Here is a 24,916-nt window from a genome sequence, read left to right on the forward strand (position 1 = left end):
AAGTGGACGACTTTTGCGCCGCCCGCCCCGGCAAAATACCGGCGCTACCGTGGCCTAATTTGCAACCGCCCTATACAATCCAGATTAATGTTCTCAACAACTTTGCGCACGACATCCCTATCGGCTGACAAATTTCCCGGAGACGATAGAAGAATACGGATTCTGTAAATGCGGTTGTCCAAAACCGACCCCCAATTCTAAAAGCTATTTCGAATAGATTAAGCGATTATCATGAGACAGCATAGTCGAGTCTCCAATTGCCATCCCCCCTCTTCACACGCTAAACCACCGCCCAAACCATTCCCTCCAAAGGAGCCCGACATGGCAGCCTATCAATACGTCTACCACATGGACGGCGTGTCCAAGACCTACCCCGGCGGCAAGAAGGTGTTCGAGAACATCCGCCTGTCCTTCCTGCCCGGCGTCAAAATCGGTGTCGTCGGTGTCAACGGCACCGGTAAATCGACCCTCATGCGCATCATGGCGGGCATGGACAAGGACTACCAAGGCGAGGCCTGGGCCGCCGAGGGCGCGAAAGTCGGCTACCTGCCGCAGGAGCCGGAGCTTGATCCGTCGCTGGACGTGCGCGGCAACGTGATGCTCGGGGTGGCCGCCAAAAAGGCGATCCTCGACCGTTACAACGAGCTGGCCATGAACTACTCCGACGAGACCGCCGACGAGATGGCGAAGCTTCAGGACGAGATCGACGCCCAGAACCTCTGGGATCTCGACAGCCAGATCGACGTCTCCATGGAGGCCCTGCGCTGCCCGCCGGATGACGCCGATGTCACCACGCTTTCGGGCGGTGAGAAACGCCGTGTCGCGCTTTGCAAACTGCTGCTCGAAGCGCCCGACATGCTGCTGCTCGACGAACCGACCAACCACCTCGACGCCGAGACCATCGCCTGGTTGCAACAGCACCTCATCGAGTACAAAGGCACGATCCTGATCGTCACCCACGACCGTTATTTCCTCGATGACATCACCGGCTGGATTCTCGAGCTCGACCGTGGCTCCGGCATTCCCTACGAGGGCAACTATTCGGCGTGGCTCGAACAGAAAGCCAAGCGTCTGGAGCAGGAAGCCAAGGAAGACAAATCCCGTCAGAAGACCCTTGAGCGCGAACTTGAGTGGATGCGGCAGGGGCAAAAAGCCCGTCAGGCCAAGCAAAAGGCCCGGATCGACCGCTACAACGATCTCGCCTCGCAATCCGAGCGCGACAAAATCAGCCGCGCGCAGATCGTCATCCCGAACGGTCCGCGCCTTGGCTCCAAGGTCATCGAAGTGGGCGGCCTGTCGAAGCATATGGGCGACAAACAGTTGATCGAAGGCTTGGATTTCTCCCTGCCACCGGGTGGCATCGTTGGCGTGATCGGCCCGAACGGCGCCGGTAAATCGACGCTCTTCCGCATGCTCACCGGTCAGTTGGAGCCCGACGCCGGCACCGTCGAATATGGCGATACGGTCAAGCTCAGCTACGTCGACCAGTCCCGCGACGATCTCGACCCGAACGCGACCGTGTTCGAAGCCATCTCCGATGGGCAGCAAGTGATCGCTCTGGGCGACGCCGAAATGAACGGTCGGGCCTACTGTTCTGCCTTCAACTTCAAAGGCGGCGATCAGCAAAAGAAAGTCGGCGTACTGTCCGGCGGTGAACGCAACCGCGTGCACATGGCGCGACTGTTGAAGTCTGGGGGCAACGTGTTGCTGCTCGACGAACCGACCAACGACTTGGACGTCGAGACACTTCGTGCCCTCGAAGACGCGCTCACTGAGTTCGCAGGCTGCGCCGTGGTCATCTCCCACGACCGTTTCTTCCTCGACCGGATTTGTACTCACATTCTGGCGTTTGAAGGCGACGCGCATGTGGAATGGTTCGAAGGCAACTTCGAGGATTATGAGGAAGACAAGAAGAGAAGGCTGGGGCCGGATGCCTTGGAGCCTAAGCGCCTGAAATACAAAAAGTTTTCCCGCTAAGAACGTACAAAGGCTCCTTCGGGAGCCTTTGTCACGAGCGCGAGGCAGCGTATTTTCAAAGAAAATGCGCATTCGCGCCCCGTGGAGCAAGGGCGGAAGCTTTCAGATTAGGATGATTGACAAAGGCGCCCTCGGGCGCCTTTAGTTTTAGATACTTGCAATTCTGCTTTTTACACTGAGACCAACATACGCGACTACATCGCGAGTATTTTATGTCCCAAAACATCAACAAAAACGCTTTAAGAATGAACCTCTTCAATGAAGGCCAAAAAGCATTAGCTGCTCTCGGAATTAATGAAGACATATACATATGCCCGCTGTGCCTAGACGAACACGACAGAGGTTCCCTTGGTCATGATAACGGGCAGGAGCCGCAACTCACATTAGAGCATGTTCCTCCGAAATCAGTAGACGGAAAAGAAATCATCTTAACATGTAAAAAGTGTAACAACTTCGCAGGTCATGCCTACGACGCCCATCTCGCTGGCGCAGGAAGATTACACAAACGCTCACATGGCGTATTGATTAAAAGTGATGGAGAGTATGGCTCCGTTAAAATAAGTGCGGCGAACATCACCTTAAACGCACAAATTGAAGTAAAAAATGGAGGGTATCATTTCAATATCATTGAAAAGACCAACAACCCTTCAAAAATCGAACAATTCGCAGACTTCATGCATGGCGTGAAAGCAGGAAGCGAAATGACATTTACATTTGAGGAAAGATCGAATCCCAAAAGAGCGAATTTTTCTCTACTACGCAGCGCCTATCTCACAATGGTAGCTGCGTTTGGATATACCTATGCTTTCGCGCAAAACATTCAAAAACTACGCTTGGCAATTATTAACGAACAACTCGATTTCCCTATTCGCTTTGTCTATCCGCGCAACGAACCCGGGAATAAAATTATCTTCATTAATGATCAGAAAATTGCTCTTGTTCAGTTTGGTCGAGTTGCTGTCGTAATGCCATTTCTTCACTGCAACGAAGAATCTTATCAAGAAATCACCCGTTCAGCGCCCAAGATTTCTGGTCAATACGAATCCATTAAGCTGCCTCAAAGCTTCATCGCGCAGCTAGACCATTCTGGACGTTATTCAGCCAAGTTTTACAATCCCCCCGCGCCTGCCCCTTAGGGGAAGGGTGAGGCGTGTCTAAGATGCCTTGCATCTTTGACGGTCTCAATTGTCGCCCCTAACCACGCCCACAAAATTCCCCTATCTTTGCATCCCGAAACCTGCCATAGTCCCACTCGCTAAGTTACCTCTTTCGACCCTTCTGTTCTCCGTCACCGGCCACAGTCATCGAACGACTACGACGACGCCGGGTCGCTGCACTCTCGCGAGCGACAAGACAAACAGGAGTAAACACGATGGCCAATGGCACCGTGAAATGGTTCAATTCCACCAAAGGTTTCGGCTTCATTCAGCCGGAAGGCGGCAGCAAAGACGTGTTCGTGCACATCTCTGCCGTTGAACGTTCTGGCCTCACCGGCCTGGCCGATGGCGCGAAGGTCACCTTCGACATCGAAGCCGGCCGTGACGGTCGCGAATCTGCGGTGAACCTCGTTCTCGCCTAATTCTAGGCAAACGCAGGAACATAAGAGGCCCGGGCGTGTCGCGTCCGGGCCTTTTGCTATCTCAAACGAGCGCCATCAGATCGCCATCGCCCTCACGCGCGACCTGCGGCACCAGCCCGCTGGCCACGACCGCAAGCCCGTCAATCGGCGTGCCGCGATCCTCGCGCAGGATACAGGGCGTCAACTGCACAGAGGCAAACCCGGCCTCGGACAAAAGCGCCTCGACGTAGCTCTGCGCATGGGCAAACCGACGACTGTCGCGCAGCTCCACCGGCCGCTCGCCCAGCTCCACGGTAAAGGCCAAGACGCCGCCCGTCGCCAGAGACCCGGCACACCAGCCAATCACCCGCTCCAAAGCGCCAAGGTAGATGAACACATCCGCCGCGACGATCAGGTCAAACCTCTGCTCCGTCACCTCAAGCCGCGCGATGTCGCGTTTGTCGAGCACATCGTAGATGCCCTTGCGATCCGCCTCGACCAGCATGCCGTCGGAGATGTCATAGCCGACGAGATGCGCCGTGACAGGCCGCAATACGGCGCCCATCAACCCGGTGCCACAGCCGAGATCAAGCACCGCGCCGAACTGTGTCCGCCCGGCCAGATGCAAAGCCTCCATCACGATCTCAGGCCCGCGATAGCGGAGTTTGTTGACCAAAGAGGCCTCGAACCGCGGCGCATATTGGTCAAAGAGCAGCTCGACGAAAGCGGGCGGCATGGCCTCCGCAACAGGCACCTTACGCGCAAGATCGCGCTTTAGCCCGGCACCCAAAGGGTCACTCGGGTCGGCCAGAACCGCCTTGTCCCACGCCTGACAGGCCGCCTCGACTTCGCCCACAAGCTCAAAGAACTCCCCAAGCCGAAACCACCCCGCCGCCCAAGACGGCGCAAGCGTCAGCGCGCTCGACAGAGTTTCGATTGCCCCCGCCGCATCGCCCAAATGCGCCAGCGTTTCGGCAAAGGACGCCCGACGGTCCGCCGTCAGATCGCCCGAGGAAAACAGGCTTCCCGCCATGATCCCAAACTTTCAAAAGGGCCCGCTCATTTGCCGGATCGACCCTGTCGACAGGCCACGCGGCGGGCAACACGCTGCATCCATCTGCATCACGCGCCCGATACGCCGCCGCTGCGGGTCTGTCAATTTTTCTGTGTGGAGCGTCAGCGCTTTTTGACGAATTCCGTCAGGATCACGATCCGCTGGCCTTCGACGCGGCCCTCGATGTGCCCCGCATTGTCGGACACCAAGGAAATCCCACGCACCGCCGTGCCACGTTTGGCGGTAAACCCGCCGCCCTTGACCGGAAGATCCTTGATCAACACAACCGTATCACCCGAGGACAGCACGGCGCCGACACTGTCGCGATGGATCACTTCGGGACCGGCGGCCTTGGCCCAGTCTTCGACCTCAGGTTCGAGATAGAGCATATCGAGCGCATCCGCCGCCCAGGCTTCATCCTTGAACCGGTTGAGCAAGCGCCGGGACACGACCTTGACCGCATCGCTTTCGGACCACATCGACGTCGTGAGCGCCTGCCAATGCCCCTCGGGCACAGCTTCGCCCTTGAGGCCATTCGCACAGGTCTCACACAGGTTGATCGTCTCGCTGCGTGGCTGAACCGCCACTGCAGTCAAGGAACCCCCGGCGCCACAAATCTCACATTGCATGATCTCGGTCTCCCTCATTTGATGAACCTCATCGCGATATGACCACAGGCTTTAAGGAGGCGCTGGCTTTGGGGCAAGCGGCAAACTGCCGCCACACACGAAAGCGTCAGGAAAACCCCCTTTAAACTCAGGCGAGAACACCGCATAGTCATCTTGTGTTTTGGACGGGGGGCCGTCTCTGCTGGGAAGGCCGAATGTGCTTCAGATGTTAAGATTAACCACCGCATTCATGCTCTGCGCAACCGCTGCTCAGGCCTTTGACGTTCGTTTCGAAACCGACGCGGGCGACGATCTCACAAAGCGACTGCGGACCGCCTCTGCCGTTGTCGAGGCGGCGGATACGGATGTGACAGCCCCCGAGGAAATCATCGCCGCCGTACAATCGGATTACCGCGCGCTGATCGGCACATTGTACCGCGAAGGCTACTACGGCCCTAAGATTTCGATCAAAGTTGACGGACGCGAAGGCGCCTCTATGTCTTTGATTTCCCTGCCGTCTCAGATCAACTCCGTGGTCATCGAAGTGACCCGAGGGCCCCGGTTTGTCTTTGGCGAAACCACCGTCGCGCCGCTTGCCAAGGACACGGAACTGCCCGAAGATTTTCGCCGTGGCGAGGTGGCGCATTCCTATCTCGTTGGCGAAGCGACCGACGCCGCGATTGAAAGCTGGCGCGAAGCCTCACACGCCAAGGCCCAACCCAAGGCTCAAACGGTCACCGCCGATCACCCGAACCGGACCCTCGATGTCGATGTCGAAATCGATCCGGGGCCTGCCGTGAAATTTGGCCGCTTGCGGTTCGCCGGAAACACAACGGTGCGCGAGGACCGGCTTTGGCGGATCGGCAATCTGCCGACGGGCACCGCCTATCATCCCGAAAAATTGGATTTGGTGACCAAACGGTTTCAGAAAACCGGCACGTTTCGTTCGATCACCCTGCGTGAGGCCGAAGAGCTGAACGATGACGGCAGCCTCGACATCATCGCCACTTTGGTGGACGAAAAAACCCGCCGTCTCGGCTTTGGCGCAGAAGTTTCATCGCTCGAAGGCGGCACACTCAGCGCCTATTGGATGCATCGCAATCTGACCGACAATGCCGACCGGCTGCGCTTTGACGGCGAGGTCTCTGGCATCGGCGGCAACACCGGGATCGACGTCACGGTCTCCGGCACCTACCGCCGTCCCGCCACGGTGACGCGCAAGACGACACTGGTTCTGGGCGCGACCCTCGAACATCTCGACGAGCCGGATTTCCTCTCCGACAGCGGTGAATTCACGCTGGGTTTCGATGTCGAAACCTCGCCGAATTCGACCTTTTACGGCGGCATCGGCTATCGTTATTCCGAGGTTGAAGACGCCTTCGGCTCGCGCAATTTTTCTCATATCATCCTGCCCTTCGAGGGCTCGCGCGACACGCGGGACAATTCGCTCAATCCGACCAAAGGCACCTATTTCGAAGCGGAAATCATGCCCTTTGTCGGACTGGACTCATCCGCCAGCGGCGTCCGCGTCTTTGCCGATGGCCGCGGCTATCTGTCCTTTGGCAATGATGACCGCTTGACCCTTGCGGGCCGGCTGCAACTCGGCTCCATCTCCGGCGCAGACTACACCGAAACTCCGCCTGATATGTTGTTTTTCTCCGGCGGTGGCGGCACCGTGCGCGGCCAGCCCTACCAATCGCTTAATGTCGATCTGGGCGGTGGCAATGAGACCGGCGGGTCGAGCTTTGTCGGACTCTCCGGCGAGCTGCGCGCCAAGGTCAAAGGCAATATTTCCGCCGTTGGCTTTTACGATCTGGGCGGCATCGGCACCACGGGCTTGCCCGGCGAAGAAGCCGAATGGCATGCGGGCGCGGGGCTTGGCCTGCGTTACAACACGGGCTTCGGTCCGATCCGCTTCGATCTGGCCGCGCCCGTTTCTGGCGACACCGGTGACGGAATTCAGATTTACATCGGCATCGGGCAGGCCTTTTGATGAAACACCTTCTTCTCGCCTCCACCCTGTTATTCCCCGCGACGCTTCTGGCGCAAGATGCCACAGAAAACGCCCCTGAGAATGCCCCTGTGAACACCTCAGAGACCGCCCGCGACCGGTCGATGATTGTCGGCTTTCTCGAGGACAATCTCTCGGGTGCCGGGCGTGACATTCGCATTGAGGGTTTCCGGGGCCTTCTGTCCTCCACCGCCACGATGGACGAGCTGACCATCGCCGATGAGACCGGCGTCTGGTTCACGCTCAAGAATGCAGAATTGGACTGGAGCCGGTCGGCGCTTTTGGCCGGGCGCGTCGAGGTCACCCGCATCGCCGCCGAAGAGATCATCTTCGAGCGCCTGCCCGACACCTCCACCGAGGGCGTCGACCTGCCCGACCCGGAGGCCACGCCCTTCGCCCTGCCCGAACTGCCCGTCTCCATCGACATCGGCGCCATTGAGGCGGAGCGTGTCCACCTCGGCGCGCCGGTTCTAAAACTCGGTGAGGCGGTCGATCTGTCACTGAGCGGCTCTGCGAAACTGGCCGATGGCTCGGGCGAGACCGCGCTTGAGATTCAGCGCCTCGATGCCGCCGAAGGGCAGTTTTCCGTCGCCGTGTCTTATGACAACGCCAGCGAAGTGCTCGATCTCGACATTTCTCTCGCTGAAGGCGCGGGCGGCATCGTCTCGACACTCGCGAACCTGCCGGGATCGCCGCCCTTGTCGCTCACCGCCAAAGGCGCGGGACCACTCGACAATTTCGCCGCAGACATCGCCTTGGCCACCCGAGGCGAAGACCGGCTGACGGGCCGCATCGCCCTGAACGCCGAGGTCGATCCTGAGGCGCCAGAGGCCGCCGCCCCCCGCCGTTTCTCCGCCGATCTCTCGGGCGATTTGACCCCGCTGTTCAGCGCAGACTATGCGCAATTCTTCGGCCCCTCCTCGACGCTCACCGCCAATGGCGTCTCCTATCCCGCAGGCGGTTTTGATCTGGACCGCTTCGCGCTCTCGACCCGCACGCTGTCTCTGGTCGGATCGACAACCATAGGCACGGATGGCTGGCCCAGCGCATTCGCTGTCTCCGGCACGTTGGAAAGCCCCGATGAGCGTCCCGTGCTTTTACCCTTCGGCAGCGCGCGCTCCATGGTGCAAAAGGCCGAGATCCTCGCCAGATACGATGTGACGCGCGGGCAAGGCTGGTCGGCGAATATCGACCTTGAGGACTACACCCAGAACGGGCTCGACATCGGCTCCGCCCGCCTAGGGGCGCAGGGCACGATCACCCGTCAGCGGGCCGACAGCGGCACTGTGCTGGGCGCGATCAAAGCTCGGTTTGGTCTGACAGTTCAAGGCTTTGCCCCCGAAGACCCCGCTCTGCAAGAGGCCGTCGGCGCCGCACCTGCGCTCACCGGGCAAGTCTATTGGCGTGAAGGACAACCCTTTGCCATTCAAAGCCTTGAGGCCCGCACCGATGCCACCCGCGCCACCGCCTCGGGCAGTATCGACGGGCTGGACGCCGGGTTTGAGTTCACCGGGCGCATGTCGCTCGACACCCCGCGTCTTGCACGGTTCGCGGCGCTCTCCGGCCTCGATCTCTCCGGCGCAGTCAGTGCCACGGCACAGGGCAAGCTGTCGCCGCTCAACGGCACTTTCGACATAGAAGCCGACGCCACCGGTTCCGGCCTGCGCACCGGCATTGATCAGGTCGACACGCTGATCGGCGGGACCAGCGACATTCACCTTTCTGCACTACGCGACCAAACCGGAATGACGCTGCGCGAGGGCACAGTGACAACGCAGGCGCTCACAGCGGAGGCCAAAGGCGCGCTCACTTCCGAGAGCGGTACATTGAGCGTGACCGGTCGTTTGGACAACGTCGCCCGTCTCGGTGTGGCGCTCGACGGCCCCGCGACGCTCGATGCCGAAATGTCTTACCTCGGCGTGGACAGCCCCTGGACCACACGCGCCGAAATGACCGGCCCCGGCGGTTCGACCGCCAGCCTCTCCGGCACGCTGACGCAGGACTTCGCCCGCGCCAATCTCGATCTTTCGGGCACCGCGCCACTGGGGTTGTCGAACCGCTTCACCACCGCCGCACTGACGCAGGGCACAACCAGCTTCGATCTTGGCGTGAACGGCCCGCTGGCGCTGTCGTCCGTCTCCGGTCAGGCCCAGATCACCCCCGGTGCGCGCGTCGTTGTCTCCTCCGCCGGGCTGGCGCTCACCGTTAATCGCGGTGTGGTCACGCTCAATGGCGAACAGGCGCAGATCGATGTCGAAGCAGCTGCCGACACCGGCGGGTCGATCTCGACCTCTGGCTCTTTGACGCTGAGCGGCAATGTCCCTGCCAACCTGTCGATCGGCCTCAACGCCCTCGGCCTCACCGATCCGCAGCTTTACAGCACTTCGATCAATGGCAATCTGAATGTGTCCGGCCCTCTGACCGGCACTGCCGCCATCACCGGCGATCTGACACTGGGCGAAACCGACATCACCGTCTCTCCTTCCGCTCTGGGCAGCGGTGGCGACATTCCGGACATCACCCACAGGGGCGCCCCCTCTGGCGTGAGTGAGACGCGGGACCGCGCAGGGTTGATCCAAAGCGAAAATGGCGGCGGGTCCTCCGTCGCCTACGGGCTTAATGTCACGCTTTCCGCCCCCAATCGGATTTTCGTACGCGGGCGGGGGCTTGATGCCGAATTGGGCGGGCGCCTGCGCATCCGTGGCACCACCGCCGATGTGATCCCCGTCGGGCAGTTTTCCTTGATCCGCGGGCGTTTGTCGCTTTTGGGCAAACGGATCACGATGGAAGAGGGCTCAATCACGCTGCAGGGCGAATTGGACCCGATCCTGCGACTGGTGGCCGAGACCGAGACCGACACGATGACCGTACAGCTGATCACCGAAGGTCCGCTGAGTTCGCCCGAGCTAACTCTGAGTTCCTCGCCGGTATTGCCCGACGATGAAATCCTCGCCCAGCTTCTGTTCGGCAAGGATCTGAGCCAAATGTCCGCGCTACAAGCCGCGCAGATGGCAGATGCGGTGGCCACTTTGACGGGCGGCGGCAGCGGTCTTGTCGGCTCGATCCGGGACAGCTTCGGGCTGGACGATCTCGATCTTCAGACCTCCGAAGAAGGCACCAGCGCGCTCAAGCTGGGCAAATACATCTCGGATTCGCTTTACACCGATGTCACCATCGACAATGCAGGCAAATCGGTGATCAACCTCAATTATGACGCCACGCGCAACGTGACGGTCAAAGGATCAGTGTCCTCCGAGGGCGACACCGGTCTCGGCGTGTTTTTCGAGCGCGACTATTAAAGGGCGCGACATAACGCGCAGCTTGATCCACGGCATGGTCTCCACGCAGGGCTGGTGTAAACTGCCCTCAGGAGGAGCCCAATGCCCGAGGCCGTGTTTCATACCGATAAGCTGGTAAAGACCTACCGCACCGGCGGCGCGGAGGTGCATGCTTTGGCGGGGGTCGATCTCGATCTTTACGCTTCCGAGCTGACGGTCCTCTTGGGGCCATCAGGGTCAGGCAAGTCCACGCTATTGAACATCTTGGGCGGTTTGGATCATGCCACCTCAGGCAAGGTGATGTTCCGCAATCTCGACCTGACGATGCAATCCGACCGGTCGCTCACCCGGTTTCGCCGCGATCACGTCGGCTTTGTGTTTCAGTTCTACAACCTCGTGCCCTCATTGACCGCCCGCGAAAACGTCCAGATGGTCACCGACATCGCCCCCAATCCGATGCGGGCCGAGGAGGCGCTTGCACGTGTTGGCATGAGCGACCGGATCGACCATTTCCCAGCAGAACTCTCCGGCGGCCAGCAACAGCGCGTCGCCATCGCGCGGGCCATCGCCAAGCGGCCCGAAGTTCTGTTGTGCGACGAACCAACCGGCGCCCTGGACAGCAGCACGGGCGTGCAGGTCTTGGAGGCGATCCGCGAGATCAACGAAGACCTCGGCACCACCGCCATCGTCATCACCCACAACGCCGCCATTCAGGCCATGGCGCATCGCGTGGTGCGGTTTCAGGACGGCAATATCGCCTCTGTCGCCACCAATGACACCCGCATCGCACCCTCCGAGATCGTGTGGTGACTATGCATGCGCTCGACAAAAAACTCCTGCGCGATTTCAGACGGCTTTGGGGCCAGTCGCTGGCGATTGCTTTGGTGTTGGCCTGTGGCGTGATGATCCTGTTGACCGCCTTTGGCATGTACCGGGCGCTGGACGACACCTTGGCCGCCTTTTACGAGCGCAATGAATTTGCCGATGTCTGGGCGATGACCGAAAAGGCCCCGCGTCCGCTATTGAGCGAAATCTCCGCCCTGCCCGGCGTGCAGACCGCCGAGGCGCGGGTGCAGGAATATCTCATGCTCGATCTGCCGGGGCGGGTGAAATCGGCGACAGGGCTTGCGCTCTCCTTGCCTGACACAGGCGCGTTTCCGACGCTCAATGTGCCGCTCCTGCGCGCGGGCCGCCTGCCCGATCCGCAGGCCAGTGACGAGGTCATGGTCAACGAACCCTTCGCCGAGGCCAACGGCTTTGAGATCGGCGATACTTTCGAGGCGCTGATGTCCGGTCAGAAACGCCGCCTGACCATCACGGGCACGGCGCTGTCGCCCGAATTCGTCTATGCCATCGGCCCCGGCACATTGATGCCCGATGACGAGAGCTTTGGCATTCTCTGGATGCCGCAGGCCATGCTGGCCTCTGCCTTTGACATGTCCGGCGCCTTCAATTCCGTGACGCTCAGCCTCTCGCGCGGCGCGCAGGAAGATCAGGTGATCGAAGCGCTCGACACGCTCTTGGAACCCTATGGCGGCACCGGCGCGCATGGCCGCGATGAACAGGCCTCAAACGCGTTCATCGCCACCGAAATCAAACAGCTCAAGAACATGGCAACCATCCTGCCGCCGGTGTTCTTTGGCATCTCTGCCTTTCTCGTCAATATGGTGATCGGGCGGATCATCGCGCTGGAGCGCGCCGAGATCGGATTGCTCAAGGCGCTCGGCTACACCGACCTGCACATCGCCGCGCATTATGTGCTTTTGGCCGGGCTGACCGCCGTGTTGGGCGTGGTGATCGGCTGGATCACAGGTGGTCTTTCGGCGCGCTGGATGGCGGGTGAATATGCGCAGTATTTCAAATTCCCCTACCTAATTTTCAACGTCTCCTATGACGCCTATGCGATCTCGGGTTTCCTCGCGCTTTTGACCGCCGCCGTGGGCGCGCTGCGTTCCGCCATGGGCGCCGCCGCCCTCCCACCCGCTGTCGCCATGTCGCCCCCCGCGCCGCCCCGGTTCAAACGCAGCCTGTTCGACCGGGCACTCGCCGCGCTGCATCTCAGCCAACCCTCGATGATGATCTGGCGCGCACTGTTTCGCTGGCCGTTGCGCGCGGCCTTTTCCACCATCGGCCTGTCCTTGGCGGTGGCAATCATGATCTCCGTAGGCTTTTTCTCCTATTCGATCAACAGCATCGCCGACATCGCCTTTAATCAATCGAACCGCGAAGACATCGTGTTGCTTTTCACAAAAGAACGCAGCCTGTCCGCGCTCGAAGACGTCCGCACCCTGCCCGGCGTGATGGAGGTCGAGGGCGAATTGTTCAGCCCCGTGACCCTGCGCAATGGGCCGTTGGAAAAACAGCTTTCGATCACCACACGCGGCGCGGGGGCCACTTTGGCGCGTTCCATCGACGAAGCGGGCCGCGTGGTCGAGGTCGACGGTCCCGGCCTTTTGATCACCACCCGCGTGGCCGAGGTCTTGCGCCTTGCTCCCGGCGATCCGGTCGAGGTGGAATTCATGAGCGGGCGGCGCGAGACCTACACGTTGCGCGTCGCGGGCGTGACCGAACAGTTCTTCGGCCTCGGCGCCTTCATGACCCGAGAGGCCATGTCCCACCTGACCCGCAGCGTGCCGCAAGTCTCCGTCGCCAATGTCACGCTTGATCCCAGAGAAGACGACGCCTTCAACCGCGCGATCAAAGACACGCCGCTGATCTCCGGTGCCGTACGCGTCACCGATATGAAAGGCTCCTTCGATGCCACGGTCGAAGAAAACATCTCGATCATGAACGGGTTGTTCAGCGTCGTCGCTATCCTGATCACCGTCGGGCTGACGTATAACAGCGCCCGCATTCAGCTCTCTGAACGCGCTCGCGAATTGGCCTCCCTGCGCATTCTGGGCTTCTCGAATTGGGAGGTCTCCTACATTCTGGTCGGGGAAATCATGCTGATCGCCGCGCTGGCGCAGCCTTTGGGCTGGCTCATTGGCTACGGCCTCGGTCATCTGATGGCCGCCAGTTTTGCCTCCGATCTCTACACCATTCCGATGGTCCTTCCGCCCGCCGCCTATGCCACGGCCTCCGTCGTCGTGCTGGGCACGGCGCTGGCCTCCGTGCTTTTGGTGCGGCGGCGGATTGATCGCCTTGACCTTGTTTCCGTGATGAAAACCCGGGAGTGACCCATGACCTCCAAGTCCCGCAAATCGCTTTTGACCCTGATCGTTGGCGCGCTCGTCGTGGCGCTCCTGTTCATTGCCTTTCGCCCGCACCCCGTGGCCGTCGATCTGGCGCCGGTGACCCGAGGACCGATGCAGGTGACGATCAATGCCGACGGCAAGACCAAGATCCGCAACCTCTATGAGGTCTCCGCGCCGATCGCAGGCACGGCGCTACGCTCGCCGGTCGAAGAAGGCGATGCGGTGGAGGCGGGTGTCACAGTGGTGGCCAAGGTCGAACCCATCGCGCCCTCGCTCATCGACGCGCGCACCCGTGTGCAGTTGGAGGCCGCCGTGCGCGAGGCCCGTGCCGCCGCCGATCTCGCAGGCGCGCAATTGCGGCAGTCCGACGAAGAGCTGTCCTATGCCCAAAGCCAGTATGAGCGCACCAAAGCGCTGGTCGCCCGCGGCGTCTCCTCGCTCACCGCACTCGAAGATGCACAACAGCTCCTGTCCCTGCGTGTCGCGGCGCGCGATGCCTCCGCCTCGAACGTCCAGATGGCCGAATCCTCACTGGCGCGCGCAGAGGCCGCTTTGATCGAACCGGGGGCCTCCTTGCGGGCCGGCGAAACCTGCTGCGTAGAGATCACCGCGCCGGCGACGGGCAAGGTTCTGGCGATCACTCAGGTCTCTGAGCATGCGGTCGCCGTCGGCTCGCCGCTTTTGTCCATCGGCGATATAGCCGATCTGGAGATCGAGGCGGATTTGCTGTCCTCGGATGCCGTGGGGCTTGAGATCGGCGCCCGCGCCATGGTTGAACGCTGGGGCGGCACGCCTGCGCTTGAGGCCCGGTTGATCCGTCTCGCGCCGCGCGCCGACACGCATGTCTCTTCGCTTGGGATCGAAGAGCAACGGGTCTCCGCTGTCTTCTCTTTGGTCACCCCGCCAGAAGAGCGCCCCGGTTTGGGCCACCACTATTCCGTCTTTCTGAGGGTCGTGCAGTGGGAGGATGAGGCCGCCCTGACCATCCCAATCTCAGCCATGTTCCGGGACGGATCGGGATGGGCCACCTTTGTCGCGGACGGAGGCACAGCGCGGCTGCGCCCCATCGAGATCGGCCATCAATCCGACACCCGCGCCGAGGTTTTGTCAGGTCTTGAAGAAGGCGAGATGGTCATCCCCCACCCCGCCGACAGCGTCGAGGATGGCACCTCGATTGTCGACCGCGCTGCGCTTTAGCGGGCCTCGATCTGGCGGACGTAGCCCTCTGCGATCACCCGCGCGGTGCGGGCAAAGCTCGGGTCGCGGCCGTGTTGCGCGGCCACAATGGCGCCGTCGCACAGGACCGCAATCGCGCGCGCGGCTTCCGTCACGTCCTTGGCCTTCATCTCCATCGCCTACGCCTTGAGCCAGGTCAGGAGGTGCTGTTTGTGCACATCGGCCGCCTGTCCGCCTCATTGCCGGTGTCGAACTCGGCGACCGCGTTGATGAAGGGACAGCCATAAAACCCCGGATCGGAGAACCACTCTTCGAGCAGATCGAACACCGCCCGGATGCGTTCCGGCGCCGGGCCTTTGACCTCCGCGAGCCGCCCAAAGAACCAGTTGCGCCAGGTTTCATCCTCGGCCTCCAGAACGGCGGCGATCAACTCCTCTTTCGAAGCGAAGTGATGGTAAAGCGTCGCCTTCGCCGTGCCCGCGCGCGTCAGGATTTTGTCGATCCCGGTGGCGGAAAAGCCGTGATTGCAGAACAGATGCTAGGCCGCTGTCATGATCTTGTCGCAGGCGTTTTACGGCTCTTTCGCGGCAAAGCTCCCTCACATATAGCGCAAAAAGAGAAAGATCTGTCTTGCATTTTTGGCGAGATTCTTGCCTGCGATATTCTTGCACTTTCGTGAAGTCAGAGCGTGAAATCGTTCAAAATTCGCTCGAACACACCCCAATACAGGCAGTCAAACTCAATATTTTTCTGAATAAATAAGAAGATAAGATTTATCTTTTTGCAGGTCTGGACTTTGACGGAGGCAATTTCTTTTTGGCTAGATAAGACAGAACGGTTTGTTCAATTTATGAATTTACCCCGGAGCGAGAAGAGATGGCCGTGACAAAATCAAAGATCAGCCCCCCCCCGGGTCCCGTGTGCCTCTCACATCGCTGCGAGACGCGCTATCGAGATTGATCATCCATGAGGGATTGGGGCGGGATATGCTGCAAATGGACTATCCGACTTATTTGAGACGCTTTGCGAAGCTCAAACGGTCATTTACACCCAGCTTAGCATAGAGGGATGCCACTTGATTGCGCACAGTGTTGAGAGATCGGCCCATATCCTGGGCCACATCGCGCGCCGACGCCCCGGTCAAAAGCGCCTTTGCCACGCGTCTTTCCTGTGGCGCGAACAAATCCCAGGCCCCGCGCTCGCTCAGCCGCAACAGCCGCAGGCCGCGCCCGTAATCGCTGGCTTCCAGCGAAAACTGCTGTCCCTGCCAAACGCCGCCCCGCACTCCGGACCGGCGAGACTGCGCAGCTGGGCCCGCATCGCCAGAGACAGGCTAAGAGGAAATTCCGAAAAGGAGTGATTGTGCATCGTGCCGACCCAAGGCCTCAATGCGCGGGGGCCTAGGGCACCCGGCAAGGGCATACAAGTCAGGGGGCAGTTGCAGGTCGAACAGGACCCGACAGCCGCGTTTGATACACCGCACATCTGGGGCTTTTAAAAGGCCCATGTGGCGCATGACAAATGGCAAATGGCCGCAAAACCGACAGTTTGCACACCCTCGTCTTTTAACCCTTACGGGCGTCGGCTTTTTCTCAAACCGACGCCCGTTATTTTGAATGCCTCTTCTCGAGCGGGTCTCCCCCCGCAAGGGTCAGTGCGACATCCCGATAAAGCTGCGCAGTTCCGGGGTTTGCGGGTTGGTGAACACCTCTTCCGGCGCGCCCATCTCGTGAATGCGGCCTTGGTGCATGAAGACCAGACGCGAACAGACATCGCGAGCAAAGGCCATTTCGTGCGTGACCATGATCAGCGTCATCCCCTCAGAGGCCAGTTCGCGCACCACTTCCAGCACTTCGCCCACAAGCTCCGGGTCGAGCGCGGAAGTGACCTCATCGCACAACAGCGCAATCGGCTCCATCGCCAGCGCGCGGGCAATGGCGACACGTTGTTGTTGCCCGCCCGAAAGCTGATCGGGATAGCTGTCGAACTTGTCGCCAAGCCCCACCCGGTCGAGCATTTTGCGCGCCATGACTTCGGCGTCCGATTTCGAGGTTTTCTTGACCACCTGCTGCGCCAGCATGACGTTTTCGCCCGCGGTCTTATGCGGAAAAAGGTTGAACTGTTGAAAGATCATCCCGACCTTTTGGCGCAGGTTCCGCAGGTGCATTTCGTCGTTCACGAGTTGTTGCCCGTCGACAGAGACCGCCCCTTTGTTGATCTGTTCCAAGCCGTTGATACAACGCAGAAGCGTCGATTTTCCGGAGCCGGATTTGCCGATCAGGGCGATGACTTCGCCCTTTTTGATGTGCAAGTCGATGCCCTTGAGCACCTCGGTCTCGCCATAGCTTTTGTGCAGAGCGTCGATATCAATGAGCGGCATTGAGTTTCCTTTCGAGTTTCCGTGCGCTCAGCGACAGCGGGTAACACAGAGCGAAATAAATCAGGGCCACGAGGCCGTAGACGGTGAAGGGTTGGAAGGTGGCATTGGCCAAAACCGTGCCCGCCTTGGTGACTTCGACAAAGCCGATGATCGAGGTGAGCGCGGTGCCTTTGACCACCTGAACCGAAAAGCCGACCGTCGGAGGGACCGAGAGTTTCAGCGCCTGCGGCAGGATGATGTGGCGCATCTGCTCGATGTAGGTCATGCCGAGAGAGGCGGAGGCTTCCCATTGGCCTTTCGGAATGGCGGTCACACAGCCGCGCCAAATCTCGACGAGGAAGGCCGCGGTCCAAAGGATCAGCGCCACGCTGGCGGCGAGAAAGGGCGAGACGTTGATGCCCATGAGGCCCAGCCCGAAGAAGGCCAGAAACAGTTGCATCAGCAAAGGCGTGCCCTGAAACACCTCGGTGTAGACCTTGACGACGCGCTGAAGCCATCTGCGCTTGCCGATCCGTGCAAAAAGCAGGATCAGCCCGAGGATGCCACCGCCGATGAAGGAGATGATCGACAAAAGAACCGTCCAGCCGGTGGCAAAGATCAGGTTCGTCACGATGTCCCAAAATCCGATCTGACTCATCGTGCAGCCCTCCGTTTGGTGGCAAAGATCGAATGACCGATCTGGATCAGGATAAAGCGCAGGAAGATCGCGAGGCCGAGGTAGATCGCGGTGGAGACGAAATAGGCCTCAAACGCACGGAAGGTGCGTGACTGGGTAAAGTTCGCGGCAAAGGTCAGGTCTTCGACGGCAATCTGGCTGACCACGGCGGAGCCCAACATCACGATCACCACCTGAGACGCGAGCGCAGGCCAGATTTTTTGCAGTGCAGGCACCAAAACGATGTGACGAAAGGTCTGGATCGGCGACATGGCAAGCGAAGCGCCTGCCTCGAACTGGCCTTTCGGCGTGGCCTCGATCCCGGCGCGGATGATCTCTGCACTATAAGCGCCGAGGTTGATCACCATGGCGAGCATGGCGGCCTGCACTTCGGTCATACGCAGCCCCAGAGCCGGCAGGCCAAAGAAGATGAAGAAGAGCTGAATGAGGAAAGGCGTGTTGCGGATCAGTTCGACGTAAACGGCGACGATGATGCCGAGCCATTTCGGACCCAAAGACCTTGCCCAGGCACAAAACGTCCCCACGGCAATGCCGACAACGCCACCCACGGCGATGAGTTTGATGGTCATCCATATGCCTGCCAGAAAGACAGGCCAATAGGTGCCAATCCACTCGAAGTTGAATTGGTAATTCATATGAAGTGTCCCGATGGTGGAAAAAGATCGCGCCCCGCGCGAGGCGGGGCGAGAACCGGATCAGAGCTCGGCGGGCAGGTCGAGACCCAGCCACTGTTGGCTGATTGCGTTCAATTCCCCATCGGCCTTGGCGGCGGCGATGATCTCGTTGAGTTTCGCCATCAATTCCGGCTCACCTTCGTTGAAGCCGATGTAGCAGGGCGAGTTTTTCACGAGGAACTTCATTTCCGGGCGTTTCGGCGGGTTGCGCTCGATGATCGCGGCGGCGACGACGTTGCCGGTGGCGATGGCTTCGACCTGACCGGAAAGGAAGGCGGAGATGGTGCCGTTGTTGTCCTCGTAGCGCTTGAGCGTCGCGTCTTCCGGCGCAATCTCGCTCAGTTCGAGATCCTCGATGGAGCCGCGGGTCACGCCGACAATTTTGCCAGAGAGATCTTCCGCGCCGGAAATCGCCACATCGGAGGGGGCGAACACACCGTTGTAGAAGGGCGCATAGGCGTCGGAAAAGTCGATCACGGCATCACGCTCGGCGTTTTTGCCCATGGAGGAGATGACGATGTCGACCTTATTGGTTTGCAGATAGGGAATGCGGTTCGCGGAGGTCACCGGCACCAGCTCGACCTCAACGCCAAGCTTTTCACCGATCAGATTGGCCATATCGATGTCGTAACCCTGCGGTTTCATATCGGCGCCGACGGAGCCGAAGGGCGGAAAGTCCTGTGGCACGGCGACACGGATTTTGCCCGCAGCGGTGATGTCGGCCAAAGCGTCAGCGAAGACGGCGGTGGCGGAGAGAGAGAAGGCGGCAGCAAGCGCGCCAGCTTTCAAAAAATTGCGTTTCGTGATCATTTTGATTCCCCTGATAGATAAAAGTTGAAGCGCTGTTTAACCCCGACCGTTCGGCGCCTCATCGAGACGGAGGGTGTTCTTGAGAAGGTCGATCGCATTGGGCGATGTGTCGATCATGATCCCGGCTTCGACATCTTCGAGATGCTCGTAGGACAGCCGTGCGGCGGCCTTCATGTCGCCTCGGGCGATGGCTTCGAAAATCGCAACGTGATCCTTGTGTGAGGCCAAAGCGTTGTGTTCGGACTGATAGCGTAGCGAGATCAGGTTGGTCCTGGCCGCCAGCGTGCGCATGGTTTCGACCAGCGTGGCATTGCCGGACTGTTCGACGATGCGGACGTGAAAATCGCCCATGAGATAGGTGAGACGCGTCTTGTCGCTTTCGCCGACCGCTTTGCGTTCTTCATTGATATGGGTTTGCAGATCGGCGATTTGCGCCTCGGTGAAGGGCGCCGCGTTGATCAGAAAACCGTATTCGAGAATGCGGCGGGTGGCGTAGACTTCTGCGGCCTCTTCGGCGGAGGGTTCGACGACGAACCAGCCCTTGCGCGACTTCACCAAAACGATGTTGCGCGCCTCAAGCCGGGTGAGGGCTTCGCGCACCAAGGTCCGGGACACACCAAAGGCTTCGGCAAGCTGATTTTCCGACAGTTTGCTGCCGGGTTTGATCCGCCCTTCGACAACCGCCGCCAGCAAAGTCGCCTCAATTCCTCTCGGCATATCTTGTCGCCCACCTTTGCATTTCAATCTTGTATGCAAGAGGCGCGATGAGGTGAGGCCCGGCAAGCTTCGCCACAAAAACGCAGGCCGCGAGAGGGGCAAAAACTCATTTTGACTAAATTTTAAACGGCACTTTGGCCATAAAGCCTGAAAGCCGACACTTTAAAAACAAGGGCGCTCCCTGACCGGAAGCGCCCTTTCAAAAAGATTCGCCCCGAAGGCCGCGATCCAAAAACACTCGACCGCAGCCTCGTCCGCCCCCCTTTTTATCTCCGCATCTCAGGTTAGACCCGCGCAAAACGCCCCGCACGGCCATGCGCCAGCCCCGCAGCCCCGCTTGCCAACACGAGGATCGCCACACTGGCGCCGAAGGAGGGCACATAGCCGCCCGCATCGAACAGGAACCCGCCCAGCGTGGCCCCCAGCGTGATCGACAGTTGAATGATCGCGACCATCAGCCCGCCGCCCGCTTCGGCGTCCTCCGGCAGAGTGCGCGCGAGCCACGTCCAATAGCCGACAGGCGCGGAGGTCGCGAAGAACCCCCAGCCGATCATCAGCGCGCCGGTCCCGATCATGCTGTGACCGAAGACCATCAGCCCCACGCCCAGCGCTGCCAGCAGCAGCGGCCAGACGATCAGCACCGGATAGAGGGCACGCGCCAGAGGCTTGCCGATCACCGTGGTGCCGACAAGCCCAGCAATCCCCAGCATCAGCAACATCGCCGTCAGGTTGGAGACGGCGACCCCGGTGACGGTTTCCAAGAACGGGCGCAGATAGGTGAACAGCGTAAACTGCCCCATAAAGAACAGCGCCGTCGCCAACATGCCAAGTGCCACAACAGGGTTGCGCAGCAATCCGAAAACATTGCCGCCCTTGCCACGCGCTGTGGGGGCCATGCGCGGCAGGCTGGCCCAGAGCCAGAGAAAGGCGGCAGCGGCCACCGGCACGAGGCACAGAAAGGCCATGCGCCAGCCGAACACCCCGCCCAAAAGGCTGCCCATCGGGGCGGCGATCACCGTGGCCAAAGCGTTGCCGCCGTTGAAGATCGCCAGGGCGCGGGGCACCGACGCTTCGGGGACAAGGCGCATCGCCACGGCGGCGGACATCGACCAAAAGCCGCCGATGGCCACGCCGATCAAAGCGCGACCGACAAGGAAAATGCCAAAGTTTGGCGCCAGTGCCGCAAGCGTGCCCGAGGCCATCATCAGCGCGACCAGGCCCAGCAGCACATGTTTGCGGTCCATGCCACGGGTCAGCGTGGTCAGGAACAGGCTCGTGAACACTGCAAAGGCGCCCGAGACCGAGAGCGCTTGCCCGGCCTGACCTTCGGTGATGCCGAGGTCCGATGCGATCGGGGTCAGGATGCTGACCGGCATGAACTCGGAGGCGACAAGGGCGAAAGCGCCCAGCGACAGGGCGATCACGGCGCCCCAGTTGGCCGCACCGCCATGAGGTGCGGCAGCGGAGGAAATGGATGTCATGGAATCTCCACGGTCTATATGCCCGCGGCAGCGGTCTGACGCGAGGGAGGGAAACGGCGGCCTCGATCCCGAGGCCAGATCAGGGAGATACCCCCGCCCGCATCACAGAAAAAGACCCATAGCCGCCATGCCAATGATGAGCAATATTCATGCTCTATAGCGCAAGCGATCAATCAGGAGGCGCAGGGCAGAGCTGACATTGCGCCGCCCGGAGTAGCACAGGTGATAGCCGTCGAACGGCGGACACCAGTCCGCGAGCACGCGTATGAGGCGCCCCGCCGCGAGGTCTGCCTCGATCTCCGGCAAGGTGAGAAAACCGATCCCAAGCCCCTCCCGCGCGGCCTGTAGGACCATGCCGGAATCGTTGAGGATAAACGGCCCATCGAGTTTCAGGGTCTGCTCGTCTCCGTCCTTTTCCAGCTCCCAGTCGTAGGTAGCACCATCGACCCTGTGACGCATAACGAGGCAATCGTGATCCGCTAGATCGTCGGGATGCCGGGGCACACCGCGCCGTTCGAAATACTCCGGACTGGAAAAGGCCGCCATCTCAAGCGGTGGCCCAACGGGCACGGCGATCATGTCCGGGCCGAGGTGTTCGCCAAGCCGGATCGCGCAATCGAAACGGTCCTCGGCGAGGTCCGAGAGGCGCCCGTCGGTGCTGATCTCGACCCGGATGTCGGGGAACTCCCGGACGAGTTGCGCGGCGACCGGCCAAAGAATGCGCTCTGCCGGAGGCTTGCTGGCCGTGATGCGGATCAGACCCGAGGGACGTTCGCCCAATGTGCGCACTTCTTCGATTCGATCGTTCACCTGTTGAAAACTTGGGCGCAACGTGGCGACCAACCGCTCCCCGGCGTCGGTCAGCGTCACACTGCGCGAGTTCCGGTTCAGCAATTTGACCCCGATGCGATCCTCCAGCCGACGGATCGTGTGGCTGACAGCAGATTGGGACACACCGAGGCGATGGCCGGCGCGCGTAAAGTTGCCCTCTTCCGCCACGGCCAACAGGATCGCGAGGTCTCCCAGCAAATCACGGTCCATGCTTTTCTACGCCTCCAAAGCTGTGCGAGAGGGCGGCGCGGATTGGTTCCGAACCCACCCACCCCACTTAAATGATGAATCTGTCTCATCATTGCAATCTGATTTTACGCACTTATGCCATGCGACAGACGCCCTATCTGTCTTTCTGAAAACCAACCAGAGAGGATACCGATATGACCGACGACATCACTTCGAACGCACCGGCCGATCCCGCCCGCCGCGATCTGCTTTTGACCACCGGCCTCGGCGCGGCGGCATTGGGTCTGGGCGCCTTCACTGGCGCCGCCGCACAGGCGCAGGAGACCGGCGAATGGGACAAAACCTTCCCCAAGAGCGATGCCGTCGAGCATTCCAAGGTCCGTTTCACCAACCGCTACGGCATCGAATTGGTGGGCGATCTCTACATCCCCGCCGACCGTCCCGAAGGCACCATGCCCGCGCTGGCCGTCGCAGGCCCGTTTGGCGCGGTGAAGGAACAGGCCTCCGGCCTTTATGCCCAGACGATGGCCGAACGTGGCTTTATCGCGCTGGCTTTTGACGGTTCCTACACCGGCGAAAGCGGGGGCGAGCCGCGCTTTGTGGCCTCGCCAGACATCAACAGCGAAGACTTCATGGCCGCTGTCGATTTCCTTGGCCTCCATGAGGCTGTCGACCGCGAGCGCATCGGCGTCATCGGCGTCTGTGGCTGGGGTGGTCTTGCGCTCAACGCCGTTGCGGCGGACAAGCGGGTCAAGGCCGTGGCCGTCACCAGCATGTATGACATGTCCCGCGTCAATGCGCGTGGCTATTACGACGCGATGACCGATGAACAGCGCAGCGAACTTTTGACCCGTCTCAGCCTGCAACGCTGGGATGACGCCGCCTCCGACGGCGCCCCGGCTTTGGCTGGCGGTCTGCCCGAGACGCTGGACGGCATCGATGATCCGGTCATCACCATGTACTGGAACTATTACAAAACGGATCGCGGCTATCACCCCCGCTCCGTCAACTCCAACGGCGGCTGGAACGTGACCTCGGCCATGTCCTTCATGAACATGCCGCAGCTCACCTACGTCAACGAAATCTCGCCCCGTCCGGCGCTGATCATTGCAGGCTCCGATGCTCATTCGCGTTACTTCAGCGAAGACGCCTACGCGGCGGCGGCAGAGCCGAAGGAATTGATGATCATCGACGGCGCCGACCACGTTGATCTCTACGATCAGGTGGACATCATTCCCTTCGACACGCTGCAAAGCTTCTTTGAAGGGCATCTGTCCTGATCGGACCCAAACCAGAAAAGCCGGGCCTCGCGCCCGGCTTTTTCATCTCCACATGGTTGCAGCCACAGTCATCGCATTCAGGCTTATGCGGCCTTCTTCTCAAAGGCCGCTTCAGGGATGCATGGCCCGCGTCGAGATGTTCGACAAACCTCATAAGCGCCGAAGCGTCATGCCCCGGCGCCGGAGATCACCAAACGCGGTCCAAGAGGGTGAGCCAGTTCTCCCCCATCACGCGGCGAATCTTGGTCTCCGACCAGCCCGCGCGTTCCATCGCCGCCGTGAGGTTCGGGAAATCCGCGATGGATTCGAGGCCATCGGGGAATTCAACCTCCCAGATTTCGGTGAGCTGGCGCGCGTAGCCTTTGTCGCGGTTCAGATACTCAAAGAATTTCGACCCGTAGCCCATGGTGAAATCGGTGCCAAAGCCCACGCGTTCTTCGCCCACGAGGTTCACGATATAGTCGATCGCGGCCACGTAATCGTCCACCGTCGCGCCATTGCCGGCGGCCAGAAACGGCGGGAACATGGTCACACCGACGAATCCGTCATGATCCGCGATAAACCGCAATTGTTCGTCGGATTTGTTGCGCGGATGCGCCTTGAGCCCGGCTGGCAGGCAGTGCGAATAGGCCACAGGCTTTTGCGACGCCCGGATCACCTCTTCCGAGGTCTTCGGCCCCACGTGGCTCAGGTCACAGAGGATACCGACACGGTTCATCTCCGCCACAACCTCATGACCGAAATCCGACAGCCCGCTGTCGGTGCTCTCATAGCACCCGGAACCCACAAGGTTTTGCGTGTTGTAGGTCATCTGAACGATGCCGACGCCCTGTTCCTTGAACAGTTCGATGGTTTCCAGACGGTCCTCAAAGGCGGTGGTGTTCTGAAACCCGAGCACAATGGCGGTTTTGCCATCCTCTTTGGCGCGGCGGATGTCCGCCACGGTTTTGGCCTTAACAATCAGGTCAGCGTTGTCGCGGAGCTGGGTGTTCCAAGCGCCAATGGCGAGCATCGTGTCA

General features: G+C 60.4%; 22 protein-coding genes. 9 read left to right on the top strand and 13 right to left on the bottom strand.

What is annotated here, in order from left to right; translation table 11 throughout:
* Nucleotides 1-321 precede the first annotated feature (321 nt).
* From ettA to ACN0X0_RS20440, 3 genes are all read left to right on the top strand, one after another.
* Nucleotides 322-1,977: an energy-dependent translational throttle protein EttA gene (gene ettA, locus ACN0X0_RS20430; RefSeq protein ID WP_417280715.1), complete on the top strand. Its 1,656-nt coding sequence runs from the start codon at nucleotides 322-324 to the stop codon at nucleotides 1,975-1,977.
* Between the two features lie 212 nt (nucleotides 1,978-2,189).
* Nucleotides 2,190-3,113, top strand: a complete 924-nt coding sequence (locus ACN0X0_RS20435; protein ID WP_417280716.1) for a hypothetical protein — start codon at nucleotides 2,190-2,192, stop codon at nucleotides 3,111-3,113.
* 236 nt (nucleotides 3,114-3,349) lie between these two features.
* On the top strand, nucleotides 3,350-3,556 hold the full coding sequence (locus tag ACN0X0_RS20440) for a cold-shock protein (RefSeq protein WP_066708083.1): 207 nt from the start codon (nucleotides 3,350-3,352) through the stop codon (nucleotides 3,554-3,556).
* Nucleotides 3,557-3,617: 61 nt separating this feature from the next.
* Here the strand turns inward: ACN0X0_RS20440 and ACN0X0_RS20445 are convergent, their stop codons facing one another.
* Both ACN0X0_RS20445 and ACN0X0_RS20450 read right to left on the bottom strand, forming a co-directional pair.
* Nucleotides 3,618-4,568, bottom strand: a complete 951-nt coding sequence (locus ACN0X0_RS20445; protein ID WP_417280717.1) for a methyltransferase — start codon at nucleotides 4,566-4,568, stop codon at nucleotides 3,618-3,620.
* A 143-nt stretch (nucleotides 4,569-4,711) separates the two neighbouring features.
* A complete protein-coding gene (locus ACN0X0_RS20450; RefSeq protein WP_417280718.1) occupies nucleotides 4,712-5,218 on the bottom strand; it encodes a PhnA domain-containing protein in 507 nt (168 codons plus the stop codon).
* Nucleotides 5,219-5,423: 205 nt separating this feature from the next.
* Between ACN0X0_RS20450 and ACN0X0_RS20455 the strand changes: the two genes are divergently transcribed.
* The 5 genes from ACN0X0_RS20455 (at nucleotide 5,424) to ACN0X0_RS20475 (ending at nucleotide 14,880) form a co-directional block, all read left to right on the top strand.
* Entirely contained in the window at nucleotides 5,424-7,190 is a 1,767-nt protein-coding gene (locus tag ACN0X0_RS20455) for an autotransporter assembly complex protein TamA (RefSeq protein ID WP_417280719.1), read from the top strand.
* On the top strand, nucleotides 7,190-10,507 hold the full coding sequence (locus ACN0X0_RS20460; RefSeq protein ID WP_417280720.1) for a translocation/assembly module TamB domain-containing protein: 3,318 nt from the start codon (nucleotides 7,190-7,192) through the stop codon (nucleotides 10,505-10,507). Before ACN0X0_RS20455 ends, ACN0X0_RS20460 begins: the two co-directional genes overlap by 1 nt.
* An 81-nt stretch (nucleotides 10,508-10,588) precedes the next feature.
* The gene (locus ACN0X0_RS20465; RefSeq protein WP_417280721.1) at nucleotides 10,589-11,296 is read left to right on the top strand and encodes an ABC transporter ATP-binding protein; all 708 of its coding nucleotides are present in this window, start codon (nucleotides 10,589-10,591) and stop codon (nucleotides 11,294-11,296) included.
* Between the two features lie 2 nt (nucleotides 11,297-11,298).
* Nucleotides 11,299-13,665, top strand: a complete 2,367-nt coding sequence (locus ACN0X0_RS20470; protein WP_417280733.1) for an ABC transporter permease — start codon at nucleotides 11,299-11,301, stop codon at nucleotides 13,663-13,665.
* 3 nt (nucleotides 13,666-13,668) lie between these two features.
* Nucleotides 13,669-14,880, top strand: coding sequence for an efflux RND transporter periplasmic adaptor subunit (locus ACN0X0_RS20475; RefSeq protein WP_417280722.1), 1,212 nt, complete (start codon nucleotides 13,669-13,671; stop codon nucleotides 14,878-14,880).
* On the opposite strand, the gene ACN0X0_RS20480 is transcribed toward ACN0X0_RS20475, so the two are convergent.
* The 10 genes from ACN0X0_RS20480 to ACN0X0_RS20525 form a co-directional block, all read right to left on the bottom strand.
* Nucleotides 14,877-15,035 carry a hypothetical protein gene (locus ACN0X0_RS20480; RefSeq protein ID WP_417280723.1) on the bottom strand — a complete coding sequence of 53 codons (159 nt, stop codon included), beginning with the start codon at nucleotides 15,033-15,035 and terminating at the stop codon, nucleotides 14,877-14,879. The genes ACN0X0_RS20475 and ACN0X0_RS20480 overlap by 4 nt on opposite strands.
* 20 nt (nucleotides 15,036-15,055) lie before the next feature.
* Nucleotides 15,056-15,394 carry a TetR/AcrR family transcriptional regulator gene (locus ACN0X0_RS20485; protein WP_417280734.1) on the bottom strand — a complete coding sequence of 113 codons (339 nt, stop codon included), beginning with the start codon at nucleotides 15,392-15,394 and terminating at the stop codon, nucleotides 15,056-15,058.
* A 474-nt stretch (nucleotides 15,395-15,868) separates the two neighbouring features.
* Complete coding sequence (locus ACN0X0_RS20490) at nucleotides 15,869-16,144, bottom strand: helix-turn-helix domain-containing protein (RefSeq protein WP_417280724.1); 276 nt, start codon at nucleotides 16,142-16,144, stop codon at nucleotides 15,869-15,871.
* A 366-nt stretch (nucleotides 16,145-16,510) separates the two neighbouring features.
* On the bottom strand, nucleotides 16,511-17,239 hold the full coding sequence (locus tag ACN0X0_RS20495) for an amino acid ABC transporter ATP-binding protein (protein ID WP_417263877.1): 729 nt from the start codon (nucleotides 17,237-17,239) through the stop codon (nucleotides 16,511-16,513).
* Nucleotides 17,226-17,876 (bottom strand): amino acid ABC transporter permease, encoded by a 651-nt coding sequence (locus ACN0X0_RS20500; RefSeq protein WP_417280725.1) that lies wholly within the window; start codon nucleotides 17,874-17,876, stop codon nucleotides 17,226-17,228. Before ACN0X0_RS20500 ends, ACN0X0_RS20495 begins: the two co-directional genes overlap by 14 nt.
* On the bottom strand, nucleotides 17,873-18,550 hold the full coding sequence (locus tag ACN0X0_RS20505) for an amino acid ABC transporter permease (protein WP_417280726.1): 678 nt from the start codon (nucleotides 18,548-18,550) through the stop codon (nucleotides 17,873-17,875). Before ACN0X0_RS20505 ends, ACN0X0_RS20500 begins: the two co-directional genes overlap by 4 nt.
* Before the next feature lie 60 nt (nucleotides 18,551-18,610).
* Complete coding sequence (locus ACN0X0_RS20510; protein ID WP_417280727.1) at nucleotides 18,611-19,399, bottom strand: transporter substrate-binding domain-containing protein; 789 nt, start codon at nucleotides 19,397-19,399, stop codon at nucleotides 18,611-18,613.
* Nucleotides 19,400-19,435: 36 nt separating this feature from the next.
* Nucleotides 19,436-20,116 carry a GntR family transcriptional regulator gene (locus tag ACN0X0_RS20515; protein WP_417280728.1) on the bottom strand — a complete coding sequence of 227 codons (681 nt, stop codon included), beginning with the start codon at nucleotides 20,114-20,116 and terminating at the stop codon, nucleotides 19,436-19,438.
* A gap of 284 nt (nucleotides 20,117-20,400) precedes the next feature.
* Nucleotides 20,401-21,597 (bottom strand): MFS transporter, encoded by a 1,197-nt coding sequence (locus ACN0X0_RS20520; RefSeq protein WP_417280729.1) that lies wholly within the window; start codon nucleotides 21,595-21,597, stop codon nucleotides 20,401-20,403.
* 147 nt (nucleotides 21,598-21,744) lie between these two features.
* Entirely contained in the window at nucleotides 21,745-22,638 is an 894-nt protein-coding gene (locus tag ACN0X0_RS20525) for a LysR family transcriptional regulator (RefSeq protein WP_417280730.1), read from the bottom strand.
* 173 nt (nucleotides 22,639-22,811) lie between these two features.
* On the opposite strand from ACN0X0_RS20525, the gene ACN0X0_RS20530 reads away from it, so the two are divergent.
* Complete coding sequence (locus ACN0X0_RS20530) at nucleotides 22,812-23,897, top strand: alpha/beta hydrolase (protein ID WP_417280731.1); 1,086 nt, start codon at nucleotides 22,812-22,814, stop codon at nucleotides 23,895-23,897.
* 187 nt (nucleotides 23,898-24,084) lie between these two features.
* On the opposite strand, the gene ACN0X0_RS20535 is transcribed toward ACN0X0_RS20530, so the two are convergent.
* On the bottom strand, nucleotides 24,085-24,916 hold an 832-nt coding region (locus tag ACN0X0_RS20535; RefSeq protein WP_417280732.1), incomplete at its 5' end, for a dipeptidase.

The organism is Celeribacter sp. (genome assembly GCF_048270365.1).
Lineage (GTDB): Bacteria > Pseudomonadota > Alphaproteobacteria > Rhodobacterales > Rhodobacteraceae > Celeribacter.